The sequence below is a fragment of the Sediminibacterium soli genome, from assembly GCF_009939225.1.
Taxonomy (GTDB): domain Bacteria; phylum Bacteroidota; class Bacteroidia; order Chitinophagales; family Chitinophagaceae; genus Sediminibacterium; species Sediminibacterium soli.
On the sequence record NZ_JAACJR010000008.1, the window covers coordinates 1,692,316 to 1,715,143 of the forward strand.

At 51.1% G+C, this 22,828-nt stretch carries 22 protein-coding genes; 9 read left to right on the plus strand and 13 right to left on the minus strand.

Annotation, left to right across the window (positions count from 1 at the left end):
- Nucleotides 1–31: 31 nt before the first annotated feature.
- Both GWC94_RS14410 and GWC94_RS14415 read right to left on the minus strand, forming a co-directional pair.
- Complete coding sequence (locus tag GWC94_RS14410) at nucleotides 32–988, minus strand: lipid A deacylase LpxR family protein (RefSeq protein ID WP_161835706.1); 957 nt, start codon at nucleotides 986–988, stop codon at nucleotides 32–34.
- A gap of 17 nt (nucleotides 989–1,005) precedes the next feature.
- Nucleotides 1,006–1,482, minus strand: coding sequence for a regulatory protein RecX (locus tag GWC94_RS14415; protein WP_161835707.1), 477 nt, complete (start codon nucleotides 1,480–1,482; stop codon nucleotides 1,006–1,008).
- A 122-nt stretch (nucleotides 1,483–1,604) separates the two neighbouring features.
- Here GWC94_RS14415 and GWC94_RS14420 point away from each other — a divergent pair, with 122 nt between their 5' ends.
- The 7 genes from GWC94_RS14420 to GWC94_RS14450 all read left to right on the plus strand — a co-directional run bounded on the left by GWC94_RS14420 (nucleotide 1,605) and on the right by GWC94_RS14450 (nucleotide 9,881).
- Entirely contained in the window at nucleotides 1,605–2,009 is a 405-nt protein-coding gene (locus GWC94_RS14420; RefSeq protein WP_161835708.1) for a response regulator, read from the plus strand.
- A gap of 152 nt (nucleotides 2,010–2,161) precedes the next feature.
- The gene (gene dnaN, locus GWC94_RS14425; RefSeq protein WP_161835709.1) at nucleotides 2,162–3,277 is read left to right on the plus strand and encodes a DNA polymerase III subunit beta; all 1,116 of its coding nucleotides are present in this window, start codon (nucleotides 2,162–2,164) and stop codon (nucleotides 3,275–3,277) included.
- Nucleotides 3,278–3,492: 215 nt separating this feature from the next.
- Nucleotides 3,493–4,314, plus strand: coding sequence for a sterol desaturase family protein (locus tag GWC94_RS14430; RefSeq protein ID WP_202628784.1), 822 nt, complete (start codon nucleotides 3,493–3,495; stop codon nucleotides 4,312–4,314).
- A gap of 20 nt (nucleotides 4,315–4,334) precedes the next feature.
- The gene (locus tag GWC94_RS14435) at nucleotides 4,335–5,069 is read left to right on the plus strand and encodes a 3-deoxy-manno-octulosonate cytidylyltransferase (RefSeq protein WP_161835710.1); all 735 of its coding nucleotides are present in this window, start codon (nucleotides 4,335–4,337) and stop codon (nucleotides 5,067–5,069) included.
- Nucleotides 5,070–5,182: 113 nt separating this feature from the next.
- On the plus strand, nucleotides 5,183–8,161 hold the full coding sequence (locus GWC94_RS14440) for a PAS domain S-box protein (protein ID WP_161835711.1): 2,979 nt from the start codon (nucleotides 5,183–5,185) through the stop codon (nucleotides 8,159–8,161).
- A 92-nt stretch (nucleotides 8,162–8,253) separates the two neighbouring features.
- Entirely contained in the window at nucleotides 8,254–9,327 is a 1,074-nt protein-coding gene (locus tag GWC94_RS14445) for an iron-containing alcohol dehydrogenase family protein (protein WP_161835712.1), read from the plus strand.
- Nucleotides 9,328–9,437: 110 nt separating this feature from the next.
- Nucleotides 9,438–9,881 (plus strand): DMT family transporter, encoded by a 444-nt coding sequence (locus GWC94_RS14450; RefSeq protein WP_161835713.1) that lies wholly within the window; start codon nucleotides 9,438–9,440, stop codon nucleotides 9,879–9,881.
- Between the two features lie 18 nt (nucleotides 9,882–9,899).
- Here the strand turns inward: GWC94_RS14450 and uvrB are convergent, their stop codons facing one another.
- Nucleotides 9,900–11,936 (minus strand): excinuclease ABC subunit UvrB, encoded by a 2,037-nt coding sequence (gene uvrB / locus GWC94_RS14455; RefSeq protein ID WP_161835714.1) that lies wholly within the window; start codon nucleotides 11,934–11,936, stop codon nucleotides 9,900–9,902.
- Between the two features lie 101 nt (nucleotides 11,937–12,037).
- Between uvrB and GWC94_RS14460 the strand changes: the two genes are divergently transcribed.
- Nucleotides 12,038–12,661 (plus strand): DUF2306 domain-containing protein, encoded by a 624-nt coding sequence (locus GWC94_RS14460; RefSeq protein WP_161835715.1) that lies wholly within the window; start codon nucleotides 12,038–12,040, stop codon nucleotides 12,659–12,661.
- A gap of 117 nt (nucleotides 12,662–12,778) precedes the next feature.
- Here GWC94_RS14460 and GWC94_RS14465 read toward each other — a convergent pair whose 3' ends face one another.
- The 10 genes from GWC94_RS14465 to recA all read right to left on the minus strand — a co-directional run bounded on the left by GWC94_RS14465 (nucleotide 12,779) and on the right by recA (nucleotide 21,814).
- A complete protein-coding gene (locus GWC94_RS14465) occupies nucleotides 12,779–13,372 on the minus strand; it encodes a DUF4136 domain-containing protein (protein ID WP_161835716.1) in 594 nt (197 codons plus the stop codon).
- A gap of 182 nt (nucleotides 13,373–13,554) precedes the next feature.
- The gene (locus GWC94_RS14470; RefSeq protein ID WP_161835717.1) at nucleotides 13,555–14,142 is read right to left on the minus strand and encodes a peptidylprolyl isomerase; all 588 of its coding nucleotides are present in this window, start codon (nucleotides 14,140–14,142) and stop codon (nucleotides 13,555–13,557) included.
- The gene (locus GWC94_RS14475; RefSeq protein ID WP_161835718.1) at nucleotides 14,142–15,278 is read right to left on the minus strand and encodes an esterase-like activity of phytase family protein; all 1,137 of its coding nucleotides are present in this window, start codon (nucleotides 15,276–15,278) and stop codon (nucleotides 14,142–14,144) included. The genes GWC94_RS14470 and GWC94_RS14475 overlap by 1 nt, the downstream gene beginning before the upstream one ends.
- Nucleotides 15,275–16,063, minus strand: coding sequence for a carboxylesterase family protein (locus GWC94_RS14480; RefSeq protein WP_202628786.1), 789 nt, complete (start codon nucleotides 16,061–16,063; stop codon nucleotides 15,275–15,277). Before GWC94_RS14480 ends, GWC94_RS14475 begins: the two co-directional genes overlap by 4 nt.
- Before the next feature lie 55 nt (nucleotides 16,064–16,118).
- Nucleotides 16,119–17,768 (minus strand): amidase, encoded by a 1,650-nt coding sequence (locus tag GWC94_RS14485; protein ID WP_161835719.1) that lies wholly within the window; start codon nucleotides 17,766–17,768, stop codon nucleotides 16,119–16,121.
- A gap of 61 nt (nucleotides 17,769–17,829) precedes the next feature.
- Complete coding sequence (gene ypfJ / locus GWC94_RS14490; RefSeq protein ID WP_161835720.1) at nucleotides 17,830–18,669, minus strand: KPN_02809 family neutral zinc metallopeptidase; 840 nt, start codon at nucleotides 18,667–18,669, stop codon at nucleotides 17,830–17,832.
- Between the two features lie 26 nt (nucleotides 18,670–18,695).
- Complete coding sequence (locus GWC94_RS14495; RefSeq protein WP_161835721.1) at nucleotides 18,696–19,205, minus strand: GNAT family N-acetyltransferase; 510 nt, start codon at nucleotides 19,203–19,205, stop codon at nucleotides 18,696–18,698.
- Nucleotides 19,198–19,662 carry a methylglyoxal synthase gene (locus tag GWC94_RS14500; protein ID WP_161835722.1) on the minus strand — a complete coding sequence of 155 codons (465 nt, stop codon included), beginning with the start codon at nucleotides 19,660–19,662 and terminating at the stop codon, nucleotides 19,198–19,200. Before GWC94_RS14500 ends, GWC94_RS14495 begins: the two co-directional genes overlap by 8 nt.
- A complete protein-coding gene (locus GWC94_RS14505; protein WP_161835723.1) occupies nucleotides 19,634–20,620 on the minus strand; it encodes a 1-acyl-sn-glycerol-3-phosphate acyltransferase in 987 nt (328 codons plus the stop codon). Before GWC94_RS14505 ends, GWC94_RS14500 begins: the two co-directional genes overlap by 29 nt.
- A 180-nt stretch (nucleotides 20,621–20,800) precedes the next feature.
- Nucleotides 20,801–21,814 carry a recombinase RecA gene (gene recA / locus GWC94_RS14510; protein ID WP_161835724.1) on the minus strand — a complete coding sequence of 338 codons (1,014 nt, stop codon included), beginning with the start codon at nucleotides 21,812–21,814 and terminating at the stop codon, nucleotides 20,801–20,803.
- Between the two features lie 340 nt (nucleotides 21,815–22,154).
- Here recA and GWC94_RS14515 point away from each other — a divergent pair, with 340 nt between their 5' ends.
- Nucleotides 22,155–22,796 carry an START domain-containing protein gene (locus GWC94_RS14515; RefSeq protein ID WP_161835725.1) on the plus strand — a complete coding sequence of 214 codons (642 nt, stop codon included), beginning with the start codon at nucleotides 22,155–22,157 and terminating at the stop codon, nucleotides 22,794–22,796.
- Nucleotides 22,797–22,828: the final 32 nt, after the last annotated feature.

Consider the following 22,828-nt stretch of genomic DNA (forward strand, 5'->3'; position numbering starts at 1 on the left):
GGATTTCAGAGCTAATCAGAACCGCACCAAACTATTTCATACGGTAGGCGAGCATCAGTGATCCGTATTGCTGCGTATTTTTCTGCTGCACGGCTTCGCGCGCTTCAAAGACGATACCGGCTTTCAGGGTAATGCGGGATGATGCGTAACAAAGACCCGCCGTATGCTGGAACAGCACCCTCCTGGGATCGGCCAGCACCGCGCCCTGGCCTTTGGCGAAGAGCCCGCCCTGCAGCGTTGCATTGTATCCCTGCACCGTAAGCTCGGGGTACCAGAAGAGGAACCATTCGTTCTTTTTCCTTTTCTGTTCCGGCGAAGCCTGTACGCTTGCATTCCACAAAGCGCTGTTGCGGTTTTTTTCCATCGCCCCAAAACAGACATACATACCCGCGCTGGCATTGGTATAGTTCATACCCAGGCTGGCCTGTACCAGCGGCACCAGCTTGATCCAGGCACTGTCTTCCCACAGGGTCTGCGCATAGGATATGCCCAGGTCAATGCCTATTGCGTTCTGCACCTGGTACTGCCATCCCGTGAATTTACCATATCCGAACAGGGCATGGTAACTGTCCTGCACATTTTCACCCAGCGAGGCCTCACCCACCGTGCCCAGTGTTATGCTGTACTGAAAAAGCCCTTCCTTCCGTTTGGAAAAAGCGGTCTGCTGGTAGCGGCCGTATAAAAACCCGCAGTAGGGCCGGTCTATATCCGCAGTGGTCTGCGTTTTCCGGATAAGCGGGGTATAGATCATTTGTCCGAGCTCGAACTGGCGAAGCAGCTTACGATCCTGTTTTTCCTTTGCATAGCGGAAAAAAAGAAAGATCCCGTTTGTATAGTAAGCGTCGTGTTTACGGAAAAGATAGGCATCGTTCTCGTTCACAAACGACACTTCATGGCGGAATACCGAATCCCGCGGGGGCTCCTGCGCCCCGGACAAAGCCATCGATACCGAAAAAAACACCGTGATACACCAGCGCATCATCCGCATGCTATCCGTTTATAAGATTATCCGTTTGCCTGCAATTGCTTCACAACCGCCAGAACGGCCGGGCGCTCATACCCTTTTTGCAAAAGATAGGCCATTGTTTTTGCCTGGCGGGTAAGGTATTGTTCGCCTTTTAACGCCTGCCATTTAACCCGGGCCAGTTTCTGCAAAGATGTGGTATAATCCGGGCCGTCTATTTCTTTCAGCGCTTTTTTGATGACCGGTTCGCTGACCTTTTTCTGCCGAAGCGCATATACGATCTTCTGCCGGCCCCATCTTTTCTGCCGGAAATGACCGCCGGCAAACAGGTCGGCAAACCGCTGCTCGTTCAGCACATCTTCTTCTATCAGTCTGGAAATCAATGTCTCAACCTCGTTCCGCCGGAGCCCGAACGAATACAGCTTTTCCCGTACCTCGGAATGACACCGCTCCCGGTAGGCGCAATAGCCGCGTATTTTAGGCCAGTTGGGGCCTTCAAAAAACGGGGTTTTTCCCATGATTGAAATTTCCGCTTGTTATGGATTATGGTCTATATTTGAACTCAATGTCCAATATCCCTCGGACATCAAAAAGATCCCCGCATTTTCCGCCAATGTATTTTTTTAATACGGAGCCAGCAATGCCTTTTGCCAAACATATCGTTTTCCTGATTGATGACGACAACATCTATCAGTTCACTGCGCGCAAGATCCTGGAATCTACCGGCCTGGCAAAGGAGATCGTTTCTTTTTACAACGGCAAAGAGGCCATCAAATACCTGACAGACGATAAAAACCGCCTGTCGGAGAATTTTCCCGACCTGATCTTTCTGGATATCAATATGCCCATCATGAACGGCTGGGAATTCCTGGAGGAATACCATTCCTTATACGGCAATTTTCCCAAGCCCGTAGTGGTATACGTGGTGAGCTCTTCGATCGACAGCCACGACATGAAAAAATCGAGGCAGTACAAGGGCGTTACCGACTATATCGTAAAACCCGTTACCCGCGTAAAATACAAGGAGCTGATCGAAAGCCTGTAGCCCTGCGCCGGGGTTGCAGACCGGGCACCACAAAAACTGCCGCCAATCCACACCGGATTAACAACCAACGCTTAATTGGCCGGATCCCCGTATTTCTGTTGCAGAATGTTAACATTTTGAATTAGGTTTGTTGCGAACCTAAATTCTGCAGAATGAAATTTATTGTGTCTTCTTCTTCCCTGTTAAAACACCTGCAGCAGATCAGCGGTGTGATCAACGCGAATACCGTGTTGCCGATACTGGAAGACTTTTTGTTTGAGATCCAGGATAAAAAACTGAATGTGGTGGCTACCGACCTGGAAACCGTTATGCGCGTACAGATGGATGTGGAAAGCAAAACCAACGGAAAAGTCTGCATCCCCGCTAAGATCCTGCTGGATTCTTTGAAGAATATTGCCGATCAGCCCCTTACATTCAATATCGATAAAAGTTTTTCTGTTGAGATCACCAGCGATAACGGCAAGTACAAGGTAATGGGCGAAAACCCCGATAATTTTCCCAAAGAACCCGCTGCAGACGATACCACCGGTTTTACCATGAGCAGTTCGGCGCTGCTGACCGCTATCAACAAAACGCTGTTTGCCGTAAGCAACGATGACCTTCGTCCGGCCATGACTGGTGTGTTTTTTGAACTGGCAAAAGACGGTGTTCAGTTCGTGGCCACCGATGCGCACAGGCTGGTACGTTATAAAAGACTCGATACCAAAGCCAGTAAGGCAGATTCGTTCATCGTTCCCAAAAAACCGCTGAACCTGCTGAAAAATGCGCTGCCCGATAACGATGATGAACTGTCTGTAAGTTATAACAGCAACCATCTTTTTGTGACACATGGCTCCACGCAGATGATCTGTCGCCTGATCGATGCCCGTTTCCCGGATTACAAAGTGGTGATCCCGGCTGATAACCCTTATAAACTGATCGTGAACAAACACGATTTCCAGAATGCGCTTCGCCGGGTAAATGTATTCAGTAACAAAAGCACCAACCAGGTAGCGCTGAATATTACCGGCAGCGAGCTGCAGATGGCCGCGCAGGATGTGGACTTCAGTTTTGAGGGTAATGAACGCATGAATTGCCAGTACGATGGCGAAGACCTCCAGATCGCATTCAATGCGCGTTTCCTGATCGAAATGCTCAATGCGGCAGATACCGAAGATGTAAAGATGGAGCTTTCCACCCCCACCAAAGCCGGCCTGATCAAACCCACCGAACAGGCCGCCGGCGAAGACCTGCTGATGCTGGTAATGCCGCTGATGCTGAACAACTGATAACGCACCTGAGTCAATAAAAAACCCGCTTCTGAGCGGGTTTTTTATTGGGGGATTCCGGATTGGCGGATTAAAAAGATGATGCGAATGGCTGCAGGTTTGCGCTGTTGCGACTCTCCCGCAACATTCCATCCGCGAATCCACTAATCCGCCAATCCGGAATCCCCTAACCATTCTTCCCCTATTCTTCTTAATTTACCACAACAACGCGCAACATGATAGAAAGCATCATCCGGTACTTTGAGCATATACCCAGCCTGCACCGCGCACTGGTACTGGCGGGCGGCATCACTTTTTTCTGGCTGGTGGAAGGTGCCATACCCTTATTCGGTTTCCGTTACAACAAATGGAGACATGCTTCTGTCAATATCTTTTTTACCGTTACCACCATTGTTGTCAATTTTGCGTTTGCGCTGCTGATCGTAAAAGCGAGCGACTGGGCCGTGCAGCACAAATTCGGGTTGCTGCAACTTGTCGGGCTGCCTCTGTGGGTGTTTATGATCGCCGGACTTTTGTTACTGGATCTTGTGGGCGCCTACCTGATCCATTACATCGAACACAAGGTGAAATGGATGTGGAAGTTTCATATGGTGCATCATGCAGACTCGCATGTGGACACCACCACCGCCAACCGCCATCACCCGGGAGAAAGCGTGTTCCGCGCGGTATTTACCCTGATCGGGGTGATTGTGCTGGGCGCACCCATGTGGCTGGTGATGATGTACCAGAGCCTGAGCGTGGTGTTCACCCAGTTCAACCATGCCAATATCCGTTTGCCGGGCTGGCTGGATAAACCGCTCAGCTGGGTCATCGTTTCGCCGGATATGCATAAGGTGCATCACCACTATATGCGGCCGCAGACAGACAGCAACTACGGAAATATCTTTTCTGTCTGGGACCATGTTTTTGGCACGTTCAATGCAACGCCTGTTGACGGGTTGCGTTATGGTCTCGATGTGCTGGATGATACCACCGACGAAAAGCTCGGCTACCAGTTACAGCTGCCCTTCGATAAAAAAATAAAGACCGATTACTGATCTACGCGCATCTTTGTGACATGAAGAAAGCAGCGATGATACCGGCCCGGTATGCCGCCACCCGTTTTCCCGCAAAACTGATGCAGCTGCTGGGTGATAAAACGGTTATCCGGCATACCTACGACAATACGGTGGCCACCGGTTTGTTTGACGAGGTATATGTGGTTACCGACAGTGAGATCATCTACAGCGAGATCACAGGTCATGGCGGAAAAGCGGTGATGAGCAAACGGCCCCACGAAAGCGGCAGCGACCGTATTGCCGAGGCCGTCGCTGATAGGGAACTGGATATCATCGTAAACGTACAGGGCGACGAGCCCTTTGTAAAACGCGGACCGCTCGAAAAACTGTTGTCCGTTTTTGAAGGAGAGCAGGGCCGCAACGTACAGGTGGCTTCTTTGATGCAGGTATTGAAAGAACAGGTATTTATCGAAGATCCGAATTATGTGAAGGTGGCGGTTGACAGAAATATGAACTCGCTGATGTTTTCAAGAAGCGTTATTCCCTATCCCCGCGCCAAAGACCAGCCGATTACCTACTACGAACACATCGGCGTATACGCTTTCCGTAAAAGCGCGCTGATGGCGTTTACCCAATGGGAGATAACCCCGCTCGAAGCCGCGGAAAAAATAGAATGCCTCCGCTACCTGGAGAATGGCATCCCTTTAAAAATGGTCGTTACAGATTATATGGGCGTGGAAATAGATACGCCCGAAGACCTGGCGCGTGCCGCCGCATTGCTTTCCCGGCCATAGCTTTTTTCTTCCTGTCTGTATAATTCGCGTGATTTTGGCGTTTTAACGCCGGTTTTATCGATATTTATACGAGTGTATATGTATTCTACCCAATTTCCATTACGTACGGCACTATGAAACCACTATTTACCGGCCAACTGAACAGGGTGGACAAGCGGATCCAGTGGGTGCTGTTGTTTTCTGTGGCTGCATTCCTGTTTTTCCTGGCCATTGTATTTGTTCAGAACAAGAGCCAGCAGGATGCGCGGAAAGACATGTACCATGCCTATACCGCTATCCAGAAACTGGATAATATCCGTATCCTCGTTCTCGAAACAGAGTCTGCAAGCAGGGCTTTCCTGATCGCCAGGGATTCTTCTTCACTGGCCTGGCTTTACCGGCTGCACAAAGAGCTGCCCGATACGCTGCGCACCCTGGTTCAGTATATGAACCCGGACGAAGCCGACAGCATCGGCCAACTGGGGCTGGTCATCCAGCAGAAACTGAAATACCAGGACTCGTTTGTTCATAACCTGATCGATGTTACCAGGGAGAACCCCGCCAGAACACGCGCAAGGAACACCACGGTGGAAGTAAAACGCATGCTGGCATCGATGGTATCGCGCGAAACGGGACGGCTTACAGACAAGGTGCTGGTGAACGAGAACCGCAACAATGTAGGTTTGGGCATTGCCATCTTCGGCGGCTTTCTTGCCCTGCTGCTGATCCTTGCCATCCTGTTGCGGTTGGGCAACGATATCCTGCTGCGCAGAAAAGCCGAGGATGGCCTGCTTGCCAGCGAATTCAAATACCGGAAGATCATCGAGAACGCCGGTGCGGTTATGTTCACCGCCGATATAGAAGGCAGGATCGGCTTTACCAATAACCAGGTACTGCAGATGACCGGCTATTCTTCAGAAGACCTGCAGGGTAAACATTTCTCTGTGCTGGTGGATCCGGAGTGGCTGCCAACGGTTACCGATTTCTACGCACGCCAGCTTAGCGAGGAGATACCCTCTACCAGTCTCGAGTTCCTGGCGCGTAACCGGAACGGCGGCGCGGTTTGGGTAGAACAGTTTGCACAGCTGCTTACCGAGGGCAACCAGGTAACCGGCTTCCAGTGCATGGTGCGCGATATCACCGAAAAGAAAAAGATAGAGCTGGAACTGGGCCAGTCGGAACAGCAGCGAAAAGAAAATGAATACAGGCTGGTATCCATTCTCGAGAACACCACCGCGCTCATTTTTATCAAAGATCTCCAGGGCAGGTATGTGATGGTGAACAAGCGGTTTAAGGAAATGATGGGACTTACCGATGAGATGGTCATCGGCAAAACCGATTTCGATTTTGATGCGGTTGAACGCGCGGAGTATTACAAGCGCTCCGACCAGATCATCATACAAACCCATAACGTGATCGAGACAGAAGAGGTGATCGAGACAGAAGAAGGCATCCGTAACCTGCTGCTGCTGAAGTTTCCGCTGCTGGACGATAAGCGAAATATTTTCGGCATCAGCGGTATTGCCACAGACATCACCGAACGCGTGCAGAGCAGGCAGCAGCTGGAGTCGGCGCTGCAGCATGCCAGGGAAGCCAAGGAACTGCAGGAACAGTTCCTGGCCAATATGAGCCACGAGATACGCACACCGATGAATGGCATCCAGGGTATGACTTCCCTGCTGCTTGAAACGGAACTGACGGATGACCAGCGTGAGTTTGCACTGCTGATCAGGCATTCGCTGAACAACCTCACAGCGCTGATCAACGATATCCTGGATTATTCCAACCTGCGCGCGGGTAAGATCACCATCGATAAGATCGCCTTTAATATCAACGACCCGCTGGATGCGGTGAAGATTCAGTTCTCAAATGTGGTTAGCCGCAAAGGGCTTGCGTTCTACATTACACTCGATAAAAACCTGCCGCTGCTCGTTATCGGCGATCCCTATCGTTTGAAACAGATACTGGTAAGTCTGGTAGACAACGCGATCAAATTCACCAAACAGGGACATATTGCCATACATGTAAGCGTGGATACACTCAATGGCGACAATGCCATTGTGAAATTCCGGGTTACCGACACCGGCTCCGGTATTGAGCCCGATAAACAACGGCATATTTTTGAAGGTTTTACCCAGGCCAGTATGGATATATCGAGAAGTTTTGGTGGCGCAGGACTGGGTCTGGCCATCAGCAAAGGGCTGATTGAATTGCAGGGTGGACGTATACAGGCAGAAAGCGAACCGGGAGAGGGATCGGTGTTCAGCTTTACCATTCCCTATGAATTACCCGCCACCATCACCGAAAAAACACAGACAGCCGAATTAAAAGAAAATCTCCGCAACAAACACGTGCTGGTGGTGGAAGACAACGAAGTAAACCAGCAACTCATCAACTTTGTCTTGAACCGCGTGGGCAGCCGCGTACGCATCGCTTCCAACGGCAAAGAAGCGATTGCCCTGTTTGACGAGAAAGATCCTTTTGACCTGGTGATCATGGACCTGCAGATGCCGGTTATGGATGGATACGAAACCGCCACCTATATCAGACAGCAGCTGCATTCCCAGGTGCCGATCCTTGCGCTTACCGCAACAGCGCTGAAAGGCGAGCAGGAGAAATGCAGGTCGGTGGGCATGAACGATTTTATGCTGAAGCCTTTTGATTTTGACGATCTGTACAGGAGACTGGTACATTTGCTGCAGCATAAAGTCGTTGCAAGAAACGAACAATCCATACCTATGACCACTGCTAACCAGAAATCCTACGACCTCTCCATGCTCGAAGAGCTGGACGACAATGCATCCGTGCTGGATGTATTGACCATGTTCCTCGAGAATACGCCGGCTGAGATCGGGGAACTGGGTAAACTCTGCGCCGAATACAAATGGCCCGAAGTGCAAAGACTTTCTCACAAAATAAAAGGAGCGGTTGCCATTGTACAGGCATTGCCGCTTGCCAGGCGTCTTGCCGCAATGGAAGAAAACGCCAGGGAACTCAGGAATGAAGACAGACTGGTTCTGGAAGCCCAGGATGTAAAAATGCTTTTTGAAGCGCTCCATAAAGCGCTGCAGCCCGAAGTGGAACGTTTACAGAAAATCGTTTTCAATGCTTAGCAACTGACCGGCACAGACCGATACGCAGGTGAATTTGTCTTTTTCAATTGCAGTAACTGGAGTAGGTTTGCATGGATTTCAATACAAGAACTATGAGTTTTCGCAATTTTAAGATGGTCAGTTACGTGGTGTATGGCCGCGGTAGTTTTAACCAGCTTGACGAAATACTGGCGCCGCAGCGCAAAACGGATGCGCCCATCATTTTCCTGGTGGACCATTTCTTTGAAGGCAGGCCATTGTTGAACAGGATACCGCTCCGCGGCAAAGACAAGATCATTTTTGCCGATGTTAGCTATGAGCCCAAAACAACACAGGTAGACGCGCTTGCAACACAGTTAAAGAATGAATTCGGCACCATAAGCGGTATCATCGGTATCGGCGGGGGATCTGTAATGGATCTTGCCAAAGCCGTTTCGCTGATGATGACCAACCCCGGCTCTTCCGCCGATTACCAGGGATGGGACCTGGTTAAATTTCCAGGCGTATACAAGGCCGGCATTCCCACATTAAGCGGCACCGGCGCCGAGGTAAGCCGGACCACCGTGCTTACCGGTCCAACCCGTAAACTGGGTATGAACAGCGATTTCACTCCGTTCGATCAGATCGTACTCGATCCCGAACTCACCAGGGACGCGCCCGTTAACCAGCGTTTCTATACGGGTATGGATTGCTATATCCATTGCATCGAAAGCCTCGAGGGCACTTTCCTGAATGAATTCAGCAAAAGCTATGGCGAAAAAGCGCTGCAGCTCTGCCAGGAAGTGTTTGTAAAAAAAGACCGCTGGAACAACGAGTCCGACGATCAGCTGATGATGGCTTCCTATGCCGGTGGTATGAGCATCGCCTATTCACAGGTGGGCGTGGCGCATGCAGTGAGCTATGGACTGAGTTACCTGCTCGGCACCAAGCACGGTATCGGCAACTGCATCGTGATGAACCACCTCGAAGAATATTATCCTGCCGGTGTAAAGGAATTTAAACACATGGTGGAGAAAAACGGTATCGAAATCCCCGGGGGCATCTGCAAAGGACTGACGGATGAGCAGTTTGATACCATGATCAATGTATCCCTGGGTATGAAGCCGCTCTGGGAAAATGCGCTGGGAAAGGATTGGGAAAAGATCATGACAAGAGAAAAACTGCGCGCGCTGTACGGGAAATTATAGGATTATGGATTAGCGGATGATGAATTAGCGGATGGTATCCCCCGTATATTCTTACCAACAAATCCATCATCCGTTAATCCGCAAATCCGCAATCGTACTATTTTTGGCGGATGAAATACATTGTATACCTGCTTCCTTTTATTTCCGGACTTACGATCGCCACGCAGGCGGGTGTTAACAGCCAGCTGCGTTTTTCGCTGAACAGCCCGCTGATGGCCGCTTTTGTTTCCTTTCTCGTGGGCACCGTTATCCTGGGCGCCCTGTTACTGGTTACCCGACAGCCTGCTGTCAGTCTGGCGCAGCTGCGCGGTATCGAGCTGTATAAATTCGCCGGCGGTTTACTGGGTGCATTCTTTGTGAGCGCCATCATCATCACCGTACCCAAGATCGGTTCCGCCAATGTATTTGCGCTGGTAATAGCAGGACAATTGTTTATGGGAATGCTGTATGATCATTTCGGTCTGCTGGGATTTCCGCAGAACAGCATCAACTGGAGCAAGGTGCTGGGTGCCCTGTTTGTAATCAGCGGTGCTTACCTGATCAATAAAAAATAATACGATCGCGGCAGCGGATCATTTTATTTTTTCGAGTTCTTTCTGCAGCCGGAACATTTCATCACGCAGTCTTGCCGCTTCAATGAAGTCGAGATCGCGGGCGGCTTTCTCCATTTCCTTTTTCACTTTGCCGATTGCTTTTTCCATCTGTGGAATGGTCTGGTAGGTCTCCTGCTCTTCTGCGGCGCGGGTAACGATGTCCTCGTCGCCCTGGATGGCATAGGGTCTTGCCGCATCAAATCCTTTGATATCGAGTACGGAAGTCTGGGCAAATACCTGTTCCTTGCTTTTCTTGACTGTCATTGGAACGATGCCGTGTTCCAGGTTATGCGCAACCTGTTTTTCGCGGCGCCGGGTGGTTTCATCAATGGTGCGCTGCATGCTTTCCGTCATGATATCTGCATAAAAGATCACTTTGCCGTCCACATTGCGGGCTGCACGTCCCGCCGTCTGTGTCAGCGATCGTTCGTTGCGGAGAAAACCTTCCTTGTCTGCATCGAGTATGGCAACCAGCGATACTTCCGGAAGGTCAAGGCCTTCCCGAAGCAGGTTCACGCCTACCAGCACATCTATTTCACCCAAACGCAGCTGCCGCAGTATCTCCACTCTCTCGAGCGTGTCCACATCGCTGTGAATGTATTTGGATTTGATATCGATGCGTCCCAGGTATTTATCCATTTCCTCCGCCATACGTTTGGTCAGCGTGGTCACCAGTACACGATCTCCTTTTTTTACGGTCTTATCGATCTCATCCAGCAGGTCGTCGATCTGGTTCACACTGGGGCGTATCTCTATCGGCGGGTCAAGCAGTCCTGTTGGCCTCACCACCTGCTCCACCACCACACCGCCTGTTTTCTCCAGTTCGTAGTCTCCCGGCGTGGCGCTTACAAATACCGTCTGACCTACCATGTTCTCGAATTCATGAAAATTCAGTGGCCGGTTATCCATCGCGCTGGGCAAACGGAAACCGTAGTCAACCAGCACCAGCTTGCGGCTTCTGTCGCCGCCGTACATACCCGCCACCTGCGGAACGGTCTGGTGGCTTTCGTCGATCACACATAAAAAATCTTTCGAAAAATAATCAAGCAGACAGAATGGCCGGGTACCCGGCCGCCTCCTGTCGAAGAACCTCGAATAGTTTTCGATGCCATTGCAATAACCCAGCTCGCGGATCATTTCGAGATCGTATTCAACCCTTTCCTTGATACGCTGCGCTTCGATGAATTTGCCGCCGGTTTTGAAATATTCCACCTGCGCCATCATTTCATCCTGTATCTCGTGCATCACATCCACGATAAGGTCTTTGGGCGCAACATACAGGGTGGCGGGAAAGATGGCAGCATCCTGCATGGTGCCGATGCGTTTGTTTGTTGCGGTATCGATGGTTTCTATCTCTTCGATCTCGTCGCCGAAAAAAGTAACCCGGTAGCCATAGTCCACATAGGGCAGGTTGATGTCGACCGTATCTCCTTTTACACGAAACGTGCCCCTGGTAAAATCAACCTGCGACCGGTTGTACAAAGAGTTCACCAGGCTGTGCAGAAAACCCTGTCTCGAAATAACCTGTCCTTTGTTGATCCGCACAATGCCGTTCTCGTATTCGGTGGGGTTACCCATGCCGTAAATACAGCTTACGCTTGCAACAACAATGATGTCGCGTCTTCCGCTGAGCAGCTGCGCCGTGGCCTGCAGCCGCAGTTTATCCAGCTCTTCGTTGATACTAAGGTCTTTTTCAATGTATACATCGCTTACGGGCATGTATGCCTCGGGCTGGTAATAATCGTAGTAGCTTACAAAATAACCAACTGCGTTGTCGGGAAAGAATTGCCTGAACTCGCCATACAACTGCGCCACCAGGGTTTTGTTATGCGTAAGCACCAGCGTAGGGCGTTGCAGGTTCTGGATCACATTGGCCATGGTAAATGTTTTACCGGAGCCGGTAACACCCAGCAGGGTCTGGAACTGTTCTCCCTGCAGTATGCCATCTGTGAGTTGCTGTATGGCATTGGGCTGGTCGCCCGCGGGAGCATAAGGGGATTGAAGCTGGAACGGCATCGGTACTTACTTTACGGTTACGAAATTAGCAAGACGGGGCGATGTTGGCGGTTTTGTTTTACTGCGGATTTCCGCTATTTTGGTAAGAAAACATTTATGCCATGATACAGAAGACGGGGTGGATATTGTTTGCATTGCTATGCATCGGTATAGGTTTTTATCCTGCCATCTATTTTATTATAGACGAAAAATTTGGCCTGCTGGGCAGCAAGCCGGAGGGATTGCTCGGGAGCGCGGCATGGCGGTCCGCTTTTTACGTGCATATCGCACTGGGCGGAGTGGCGCTGTTAAGCGGCTGGTCGCAGTTCAGCGAAAAGATAAGAACAGCCAGACCCGGCGTTCACCGCAGCCTGGGAAAGATCTATGTGGTGTCGGTTCTGCTGAGCGCAACGGCAGGGATCTATATCGCTTTCTTCGCAACCGGCGGTATCATACCCGCGGCCGGGTTCGGGCTGCTGGGACTGGTCTGGTTTTTTACCACTGCCTTTGCCTATAAAACCATCCGCGAAGGAAATATCGATCTCCACCGCAACCTGATGGTATACAGTTATGCCGCCTGTTTTGCCGCGGTAACGCTGCGTATCTGGCTGCCATTGCTTATTATGCTTTTCGGAAGTTTCTCCATCGCCTACCCGATCGTGGCCTGGCTTTGCTGGGTGCCCAATCTGGTTGTGGCGAGGGTGATCGTGGTAAAAAATAATAAAATGATCACAAACCCGCAGTAAGGGTTTTAAGAAAAGCAGCGTTGCCATCCTAACCCCTCCCGAGGCAGTGAATGCAAAAACAACAAAACCATTTAACAATTCAACAATAGAGCCATCCCCTAACGCAACAATTCTCCCTTACTTATCCAGCTTCTTCAAAATCGCTTTTACATTGCCCGCGATCTCTTTGTCACTCAGCACCCGCCCGTTCATCTCCGTGGTGGTCCAGCCCTGCCAGATCGTTTTGTCCGTATCCGCATCCATCATGGTAAGCGTGAGGGTACTTTCCCTTACGGTTTCGGTGGCGTTATCGTATCCCAAAAACTGCGAGGGGTAATATACCGGCACATACCTTCTTGCATACGGGTTAAAGAACCACCGGGTGGAAGGCATTGAATAAACGGGATTGCTCACATTCCTGTTCTCGCGCTGTACGTCTACATCGTACACCAGCAACACATCGGGACGACGGTTATCCAATACCCATCCGCCCGACTGCAGGCGCTCGTCTATCTTATCACGGATCTTCCGGTCTACCAGGTCGTTTGACCTTGCACGGGAAACATTGTCGCCCCTGGCTTTCTGCGTACCGTTCACCCACGCATAGGATCGGATCTTGTTGAAGTTATAGGAGTTGTCTTTTTGTATATAGGCCGTGCTTCCGCAACCGGTTAAAACGAATATACCGAGCACAACACCCAATAACCCCAGCATGTGTTTGATGCTGTTCATACTACAGTGTTTATATCCATTAGATGCAATGGATATGCCGATGTATCATAAAGCGCTGCTAAATGTTTTAGAAGATTTTGTTAAGTAAGGGGTGGAATCCGAAGCGACTGATATATTGTCGCACTGCTATATTGTTATATGGCTGTTGACCCATTAACCATATAACCATGCAACAGCTTATCCTATTTCCGCCTGATACCGAAGATGGCAACCGGCGGATCAAAATACTGGTCGGTCTCGTTCTGCCGGTAGATCTTTCTCACAATATCCATTCCCTTTACCACTTTCCCAAATGCGGCATACCCCTGTCCGTCGGCTATATTTTCTCCGCCAGAATCCAGGCCAGGCTGCTCGTCGATGCAGATAAAGAATTCCGTGGTTGCCGTGCCGGGCGCAAGTCTTGCAAGAGAAATGGTGCCGTCGCCGTGGTGCAGTTTTGTCAGCTGCGTATTTTCATGCGGTATGCCCGGCAGGCTCGCTGATCGTTGTTGGTTGGTTTTCCAGATACCGCCCTGTATCAGCTCGGTCTTGGGCGCATTGGACGGCTGGTTTTCGTCGTTGAGTACGCGGTAAAAACTGGCATTGTTATAAAAACCCGAATCGATATAAGACAAAAACGCGGCCACCGTATTCGGGGCTCTGTCCGCATACAGTTCAAGTTCGATATCCCCTTTGCTTGTCTGTATCTCGATATGTGGTGTGGCGGTATTTGTCTGCTTACAGCAAACCAACCCGAACGATAACAGAATAAATGCAAATGCGCGGCGCATCAGGGTATTACTTCAAACACAAAGAACTGCGTTTTTTCGAGTGCGGCAAAATTGTTATCGGCCACCAGCACAAGGGTCTTATGCCCGTTGGGCTGTACCGGGCCGAAAGTCATGCCTTCAATATTGTCTGTATAGATGTTCAGTGAGTCCAGGTTCAGCAGTAATTTTTTCTGCAGAGGCCGCTGCGGCGGTGTTTTGATCAGGGAGGTATTGCCGATAATATTCTCCGCATCAGCCAGGTCTGCCAGGTACAGTTTGATGGTGCAGGCCAGTCTGCCCGTGGAGAACGATCGCTCCATCACGATCATTTTATTGCCTTCCAGCCACAGGATATCGGGAACGCCGTTTACGATAAAGGAATTTTCAAGCAGCGGCGGATGTGCAACAGGATCGAGGTGGTAAGCGTATTGCGCCGTATTCTTTCTGGTGGCTACATCGAATTTGTAAATCCGGATCCATGCATTGTTGGGTGTGGTTGCCGCGCGGGGACCGTCTTCGTACAGTGGTTCTTCCACGTTCAGGTACAGCGATCGGTAATCATCGGCAAAACTCATTCCCTCCAGCACCCCATTCTGTCTCGGGCCTTTTTCCAGGGTATGCATGTGCAGGTTATCCGCGATTGGAAAACTGTCTACGAATTTTCCGTCGGCAGTGATGATGTTGATCGAAGGGTCGGCAATTACCTGAGTACCCGGTTTCACAATACGCTCTCCCTCGCTCGACCATACCAGCTGCCCGGTTTTGGGATTGTACCGTATCGCTTCCGGATCGGGCGTACGGGCCGGATCCTGTTTGCTGTCGGGATAAGGGTTCCCGTTTGCCTGCAGCAGCGTGGTTGTATTCAGAAAGGAAACACTGTCTATCTGCCGGCCGTTAAAATGTATCCGGGCCGTATAAAACCTTGCGGGATTGATGGAAGACCTGTCGTCGCTTATCAGGTAGTATTGGTCGCGGTCCTTGTCGTAGTCAATGCCTGACAGACCGCCAACCACGGTTGAACGGTACAGAAAATTATGTGGCACTTCGTAATGGCTGAGCAACTGCAGGCCCCCGATCTGCTGTGTTTCCTTCGCCGCTTTTTTTGCCACCGTGCAGGAGGCAAAAAGCAGGCAGAGATAAAGGAAATGCCTGGTCAATTCCTTCTTCTTTTTCTGTCTGAGAATAACCAGGGTAACAGCTTCGGTTCGGCAAACGCCGCATCCCAGCTGTTATGATTGGCTTTGGGGTATTCCGTATACATCACATTGGGTATGCCCCTTGTCATCAGCGCCTTGAACAGTTCCCGGTCGGGCTGCGGCGATACCACGTCGTCCAGCGCGCCGTGAAAGATCCACATAGGTATTTTCTCTGCATTGGCGAGGTACCAGGGAATATTGCATGCCCCGCAGATGGGAAAGGCCGCTTTGAAATAACCGGGATACCTTCCGAGCATTTCATAGGTTCCCATGCCGCCCATGGATAAACCACCGATATACAAACGCCTGCTGTTGACAATATGGTTATCGGCAAGGCTATCCACCAGTATTTTTACCAGCTGCTGCGGAACGGGCGCGGGCTGTTCGGGTGAGAACACCCAATCAGGTGTATTGGGAATGCGTTTGGCCCGGGCCCAGAAACTGTCTTTGGGACATTGGGGAAACAATACGATGGCGCGGAAATTCCGGCGTACATTTTCGCGAACAAAGAGTTTGCCGCCATGTACCAGCTGCGCTTCGTTATCACTGCCTCTTTCGCCGGATCCATGCAGAAACAGGATAAGAGGGTAGCTCTTTCCTTTTTTATAGTTGTACGGGTATAATACGCGGTAGCGCAATGTGTCGCTTCCCCTGACCAGGATCCTTTTTTCAAAAAGGGAAAGATCCTGCGCCCCGGCCATCTGTGCCCAGCTGATCAGCAATATGGCAGCCATCATGCTTTTCATACGCCTATAAAATTAGGATAAAACCTACAGCGCATTCATTGCCCCGCATTAGAATCTACTTAAACATCGGCGGGTGCATTTCATCCCATCCGGTTGCGTCCTGGTAGGCTTTTGCCGCTGCCAGCAGGGAGGCTTCGCCGTATAGTTTTCCGATCAGGGTGATGCTGGTGGGAAGCCCGGACCGCCGGTCAAATCCTGAAGGCATGCACACAACCGGGTGTCCGGTCAGGTTGGTGATAGCGCTCTGGTTGCCGCTGCCCCGGGTAGGACAGATCAGCACGTCGATATCCTTCATCAGTTCGTTCAGTTTCTGCATCAGCACATAGCGGTGGCGGTTGGCGTTGATGTATTCTACGGCCGACATCAGCCTGGCCACACGAAAACTGTTGGGCCAGTCGTATTTTTCCTGCCGCGTCATTTCATCATCGATATTGTTCCGCGTGAATTCATCAAAAGCGGCTGCGCATTCGGCGCTGATCACGATGTCCATAATATTGAAATGGTAAACGCCGCTGTCCGGAAAAACAACCGGCACCGGTTCCACGCCCATATTCCTGTATGCATCCAGCACTTTCCATTCATTGCGGCCGGTATCGGTTATACGGTCGTAATAGTTCCTGGCGTAGGCAACGCGCAGTTTTTTGATCCCCGTCGGTTTGTAATTGAACGGCCTGTTAACAGCGCTTGCATCATAGCCATCGGTTCCATGTATATAGTTGAAAACAACCGCTGCATCTTCGGCGCTGCGGCAGATGGGGCCGATCTTATCCAGGCTCCAGCTGAGCGTCATCGCGCCGGTTCTGCTGATGCTGCCGAAGGTAGGCCGCAGACCTGTGGCACCGCAGGTAGAAGCGGGGGAAACGATAGAACCCCATGTTTCGGTACCGATGGCAAAGGGCACCAGCCCCGCAACCGTTGCCGAAGCGGATCCGGCAGAAGATCCCGAAGAACCCGTTTTTGTATTCCAGGGATTTTTTGTGCGGCCACCGTACCAGTAATCGCCCATGGCCAGGGCACCCAGCGTGAATTTTGCCACCAGCACCGCGCCGGCCTCTGTCAGTTTCTGGTAAACAAACGCATCTTCTTCAATTGTCTGGTCTTTGTACGGCGCAGCGCCCCAGGTGGTCCGGGTGCCTTTCACGGCAAACAGGTCTTTCAGACCATAGGGTATGCCGTGTAAGGGACCACGGTATTTTCCGGTGGCGATCTCCGCGTCGGCCTGTTGTGCCTGCTGCAGCGCCAGTTCTTCGGTAATGGAGATCACGCATTGCAGGCTGTCGCCGTATTTCCTGATCCGTTCAATAAAAAATTTCGTCAGCGCCACGGAGCTGATCTGTTTCTGTTTAACCAGCGAAGCCAGCTGCAGCAGGTTATAATACGCCAGCTCGTTCCTGTCTGCCGGTAACACGTGTTTGGGATAGTTCCATTTTACCGTTTCCTGTTTTTTGGGCAGCACCAGCCCTGGGGTAACCGGGTTTTGCCAGAGACTCATGGGCGTGCTGTTGCCGAGCGACTGTTTGTGCATCAGCCGGTATACCGCAAGGTTTTCTTTTACGCCGTCGTACATGGTATCGATCTCTTTCTGCGTGAAAGAGATATCGAGCATACGCGCCGCGGCGCGCAGGTCCTGGGTACTGAGGGTATCCTGTGAAAAGGAGGTAGCAGCGGTCAGTTGCAGGGCCGCCGCCAGGAATATTTTTCGCATAATAAGCAGTTGGGGTGCTGCTTAAAGATACGCTTATAAAAAATGGGGCGACGCAGGCCGGTCATCTTTCGGAAACAAACGTGTTTCCCTGTTTTACATCGCCGGTTTCAAATCCTTTTTTAAACCAGTACATACGTTGCTGCGAAGTGCCATGTGTAAAGGCATCCGGCACCACATAACCCTGGCTCTGCATCTGCAAACGGTCGTCGCCGATGGCGTTGGCGGCCGTCAATGCCGATTCAATATCGCCGCTTTCGAGCAGCTGTTTCATTTTCTGCGCGCGGTTGGCCCATACGCCTGCATAGAAATCGGCCTGCAGCTCGGCCTTCACGGAAAGTTTGTTGTATTCCTTTTCACTCAGGGCACTGCGCTGCTGCTCCAGTTCGTCGTATGTGCCCATGAGTTTCTGTATGTGATGACCAACCTCATGTGCGATCACATACGCCATTGCAAACTCACCGGGTGCCTTGAAACGGCGCGAGAGCTCGTCAAAAAAAGAAAGGTCGAGGTAGATCCGTTCATCGGAAGGGCAATAAAAAGGACCGGTAGCCGCGCTCGAAAAACCGCAGCCCGACTGTGTTTGCTGGGTAAAGAGTACCATGGTGGGTTGCGAATAATGACCGCCGTTTTCCTTAAACACCTGTTCCCACACGTCTTCGGTATCTGCCAGCACCACTTTGGAAAACGACGCAAGCCGTTCTTCCTCCGGACTGCGCGGCGCGGAAACCTGTTGCTGCGGCTGCAGGGTCTGCGTTGGCAGATCAGAGGGGTTGCCGCCAAGCAGCAGGTACAATATGCCGATGATCACGGCACCGATGCCGCCGCCGGCAATGATGCCACCGCCGCCGATACCGCGGCGATCGTCTACATTATCGCTTTCGCGTCGTCCCTGCCAGCGCATATGTTTTGTTTTTAGCGGTTAAAAAATCATGCCTTTTCAAGCAGTTTCACCCATATATAATCATCCAGCACCTGGTTGTTCTTGATCACAGCCCTGCGTTGAATGGACTCGAGGTAAAAACCGTTCTTACGCAGCACCTGCATGGATGCGGCATTGTGTGCAAATACATGTGCAAACACACGCACCATATCCAGTCTGGTTTCAATAAAGCCAAGTATCAGCCGTACGGCTTCGGTTGCTATCCCTTTTCCCCAGAAGGGTTCGCCCACCAGGTAACCGATCTCCACCGATTTGCGCGAGATGTCTTCTTTCAGCATGCAACCGATACTGCCGGCCAGCTGACCCCTGTAGTCGATGGCAAAATGCACCATCGGGTCTTCCTTGCTTACGTGCGCGATCCATTGCAGGGCATCGACAACCGTATAAGGACTGGGCAGCCTGTCACGGACATTGTTCCATATCCTGCGGTTATTGGCGATAGCGGCCAGCGGCTGTGCGTCCTGTTTTTGCCAGGGGCGTAAAACGATCTCACTCATTGTCCCTGATATCTCTGTTTAAATAATCCGTATAGTCGGGCAATATGGAATCATAAGCGGTGTGCATAAACGGCGAGGTCATGATGAAATCAGCCGTGGCGCGATCGCAGGCCATGGGAATATTCCAGGCAACGCATAGACGCAGCAGGGCTTTTACATCGCTGTCGTGCGGCTGCGCCTCCATCGGGTCCCAGAAAAAGACCATGATGTCGATCTCCCCGTTTGCTATCATGGCGCCTATCTGCTGGTCGCCACCCAGCGGTCCGCTCAGCACCCTTTTCACCGGTCTGCCCAATTGCTCCTCCAGCAGTTTGCCCGTGGTACCGGTAGCCACCAGGTCGTGTGTGGCCAGGGCTGTTTTGTTGTAGACGGCCCAGTCTATCAGGTCGGCTTTTTTATGATCGTGCGCCACCATGGCCACTGTTTTTTTACGTCCGAGCGTTTTGATCTTTGCCATAGGAAGGTATCAGTTTATCATGCGAAATCTCCGGTTTCTCTTCTTTGAAAAAATGCACCGCGCCAGATGCCAGTGCCGGAAAAGCCACTGTTATGAAAAATAGGTAAATAAAAGAAACATGGTATGCCGCCAGCAGTAAAGTTATCAATAACAAATAAAACGGGTACAGCAGCAACAGCGATGCAAACAATACCGAATCGTAAAAAACGGTGGACTGGGTCTTTGCCGACACCACCATGCGTACCAGGCTAAAGGGAACGATATGCAATAAATAACCGATGACAGCGGGCAGCAGCAATAGGTTCTTTAATCCGTTTGCCGGCGCCGGCCGGGGCACTAGTACCAGGGGCGCCAGTTGCTGCAGCATCCGGTCATTGAAACAGCGCAGGTTCTTTGCTTCTTCAGCATAAGGCAGCAGCTCTTCCGCCGACGAAGTGTTTCCCATACTGATACGCACGGTCTTACCGATGCCATGCAGGGAGTCATAAGCAATGCCTACGGGTAAAACGCGAAACCCCGGCAGGCAACGGTTCTCCATCGCAATACGGGCCGCGCCTTTTTTGAATGGCTGCAGCGTATGGCTGTTCACGCAAATTCCTTCGATGAATATCAGTACGATGCCATTGCGGGCCAGTATCTCGCTGCAGCGTTTAAATGCATGATCGTTCAGCGCCAGGTTTTCTTTGCCTTCGGACAGGCGGTAAACGGGTATCATGTTCAGCCAGCCCAGCCATCTGCGGTGCCGGGGTTTTTGAAACGCATCTCCGCGGGCCAGGAAATGAACCGGTCTGGCAAACCGGGAGCCGATGATGACCGCATCGAGAAAAGAATTGGGATGGTTGGCAACCAGCAGCAGGGGGCCTTTTGTGCGGTAAAGACCGGAAGGACCGGAATCGATCTTCCGGCAGAAAACAGCCAGGGCCAGCCTCACGGGTATTTTGATCAACAGGTACAGCAATGAAGGGTAGCTTATGCTTAAAAATACGCAAGCCCTATTCAAAATAGGGTGTTTAATGGTATTTAGCTTTTGTCTAATAGAAGTTTTCTATTAAAAACAGCCTGTTCCCACGAATTTCAAAACAAAAAGGTCGCACCTGCGTGCAACCCCTTTGTATAAACTAACCCATCTAAAAAAACTTTATTGTGCTTCCGCAGCCTGTTTTACATCGGAAAGCTTGGCCCTGATCTTGGCTTCGATCTCGGCAGAAAGTTCGGGATTATCTGCCAGCAGGGATTTCACCGCATCGCGGCCCTGGCCGAGTTTGTTGCTTTCATAACTGAACCAGGATCCGCTTTTCTGCACAATACCCAGTTCCACGCCCATATCGATGATCTCGCCCAGTTTGCTCACACCTTCGCCGAAAATGATATCGAATTCGGCCGCGCGGAAAGGCGGCGCCACTTTGTTCTTCACCACTTTTACTTTTACATGGTTGCCGATAGCGGCATCACCGTCTTTGATCTGCGCCGTACGGCGGATATCCAGTCGCACGGAAGCGTAAAACTTCAGCGCATTACCACCGGTGGTCGTTTCGGGGTTGCCGAACATCACACCGATCTTTTCGCGGAGCTGGTTGATGAATATGCAGATAGTGCCTGTTTTATTGATGGTGGCCGTGAGCTTACGCAGCGCCTGGCTCATCAGTCTTGCATGCAGTCCCATTTTACTGTCGCCCATCTCGCCTTCCAGTTCGCTTTTGGGAACCAGCGCGGCAACAGAATCGATCACCACCACATCCAGCGCACCGGAAAGGATCAGCCTGTCGGCGATCTCCAATGCCTGCTCACCGTAATCGGGTTGAGAGATCAGCAGGTTGTCTACATCCACACCCAGTTTCTGTGCATAGCTGCTGTCGAACGCATGTTCCGCATCTATGATGGCGCACATACCGCCTTTTTTCTGCGCTTCGGCGATCACATGCGTGGCGATGGTGGTCTTACCGGAAGACTCCGGCCCATAGATCTCCACGATACGACCCTTCGGCAATCCGCCCACGCCCAGCGCCGCATCCAGACCGATGGAACCCGTGGAAATCACTTCCATCGGCTCCTGGCTTTTTTCGTTCATCATCATCACACTGCCCTTTCCGTAGTCCTTGTCAATCTTGTCGATCGTCAGCTTTAAAGCCTTCAGTTTTTCTGCGTTACTCATGGTGTCGAATTTAGAGGGTCAAATTTAATGGAGTGGTAAAAGTAAGTCATTTTACTTATGCACACTAATTTTTTTAGTAATTTTTTTACTAACGTATTTAGTTTGCCACTTATTGCCGCGATCCAAAACTAACCGCTGCGACAGACACACGAAAGCGTATTTATACGTGGAATTTGTGCGGGGTGTAAAAATGTACCGCCTACCACCACCATCCGCCTGCATAACAATATAACCGTGCAGCTATCATGCCTGTTTTGGTGTAACATGATGGCAACCAACAACATATACAAGTGCCATTGATTTAACACCGCGGAACATTTGCCCCGTTTACTTTTGCAGCATGCGTAAACTATCCGCGATGATCGTGCTGGCCTGTTTGCTGTGCAGTGGTGCAGGGGCGCAGGACTGGAAACTGCGTACGAATAAAAACGGCATCCGCGTGTATGCGCGGGAAGTGCCGGGGTCAAGGATCCACGCGCTGAAAGTGGAATCTACGTTTGATGTACCGGCCTCCCGGCTGGTGGCGGTGATACTGGATATTGAGGGGGCAACCGACTGGTTATACAGTACCAAATCCTGCATACCCGTAAAAACAATGTCTGCTGCGGATGTGTATTATTATTCGGAGATAAAGTTTCCCTGGCCCGTGGCCAACCGCGATTTTGTGGCGCACCTTACCATCAGCCAGGATGCATCCACCAAAACCATTCATGCGCATGCAGAAAACGTATCTGACATGGTACCCGAGAAAAAGGGGATCGTAAGAGTAACCCAATCCATTGGCAACTGGACGATACAGCCGCTCAACAGCAACCAGGCATATGTGCAATACGAACTGCAGGTAGACCCCGCCGGCGCATTGCCTGCCTGGCTGGTAAACATGCTGTCTTCCAGAGGTCCTTACGAATCTTTTTTCAACCTGAAAACCCAGCTGCAGAAGTCCAAATATGCCGGGGCGAAATATGCCTTCATCACAGACTGACCTGCCGGTACTCCTAAGCGCTGATCGCCATG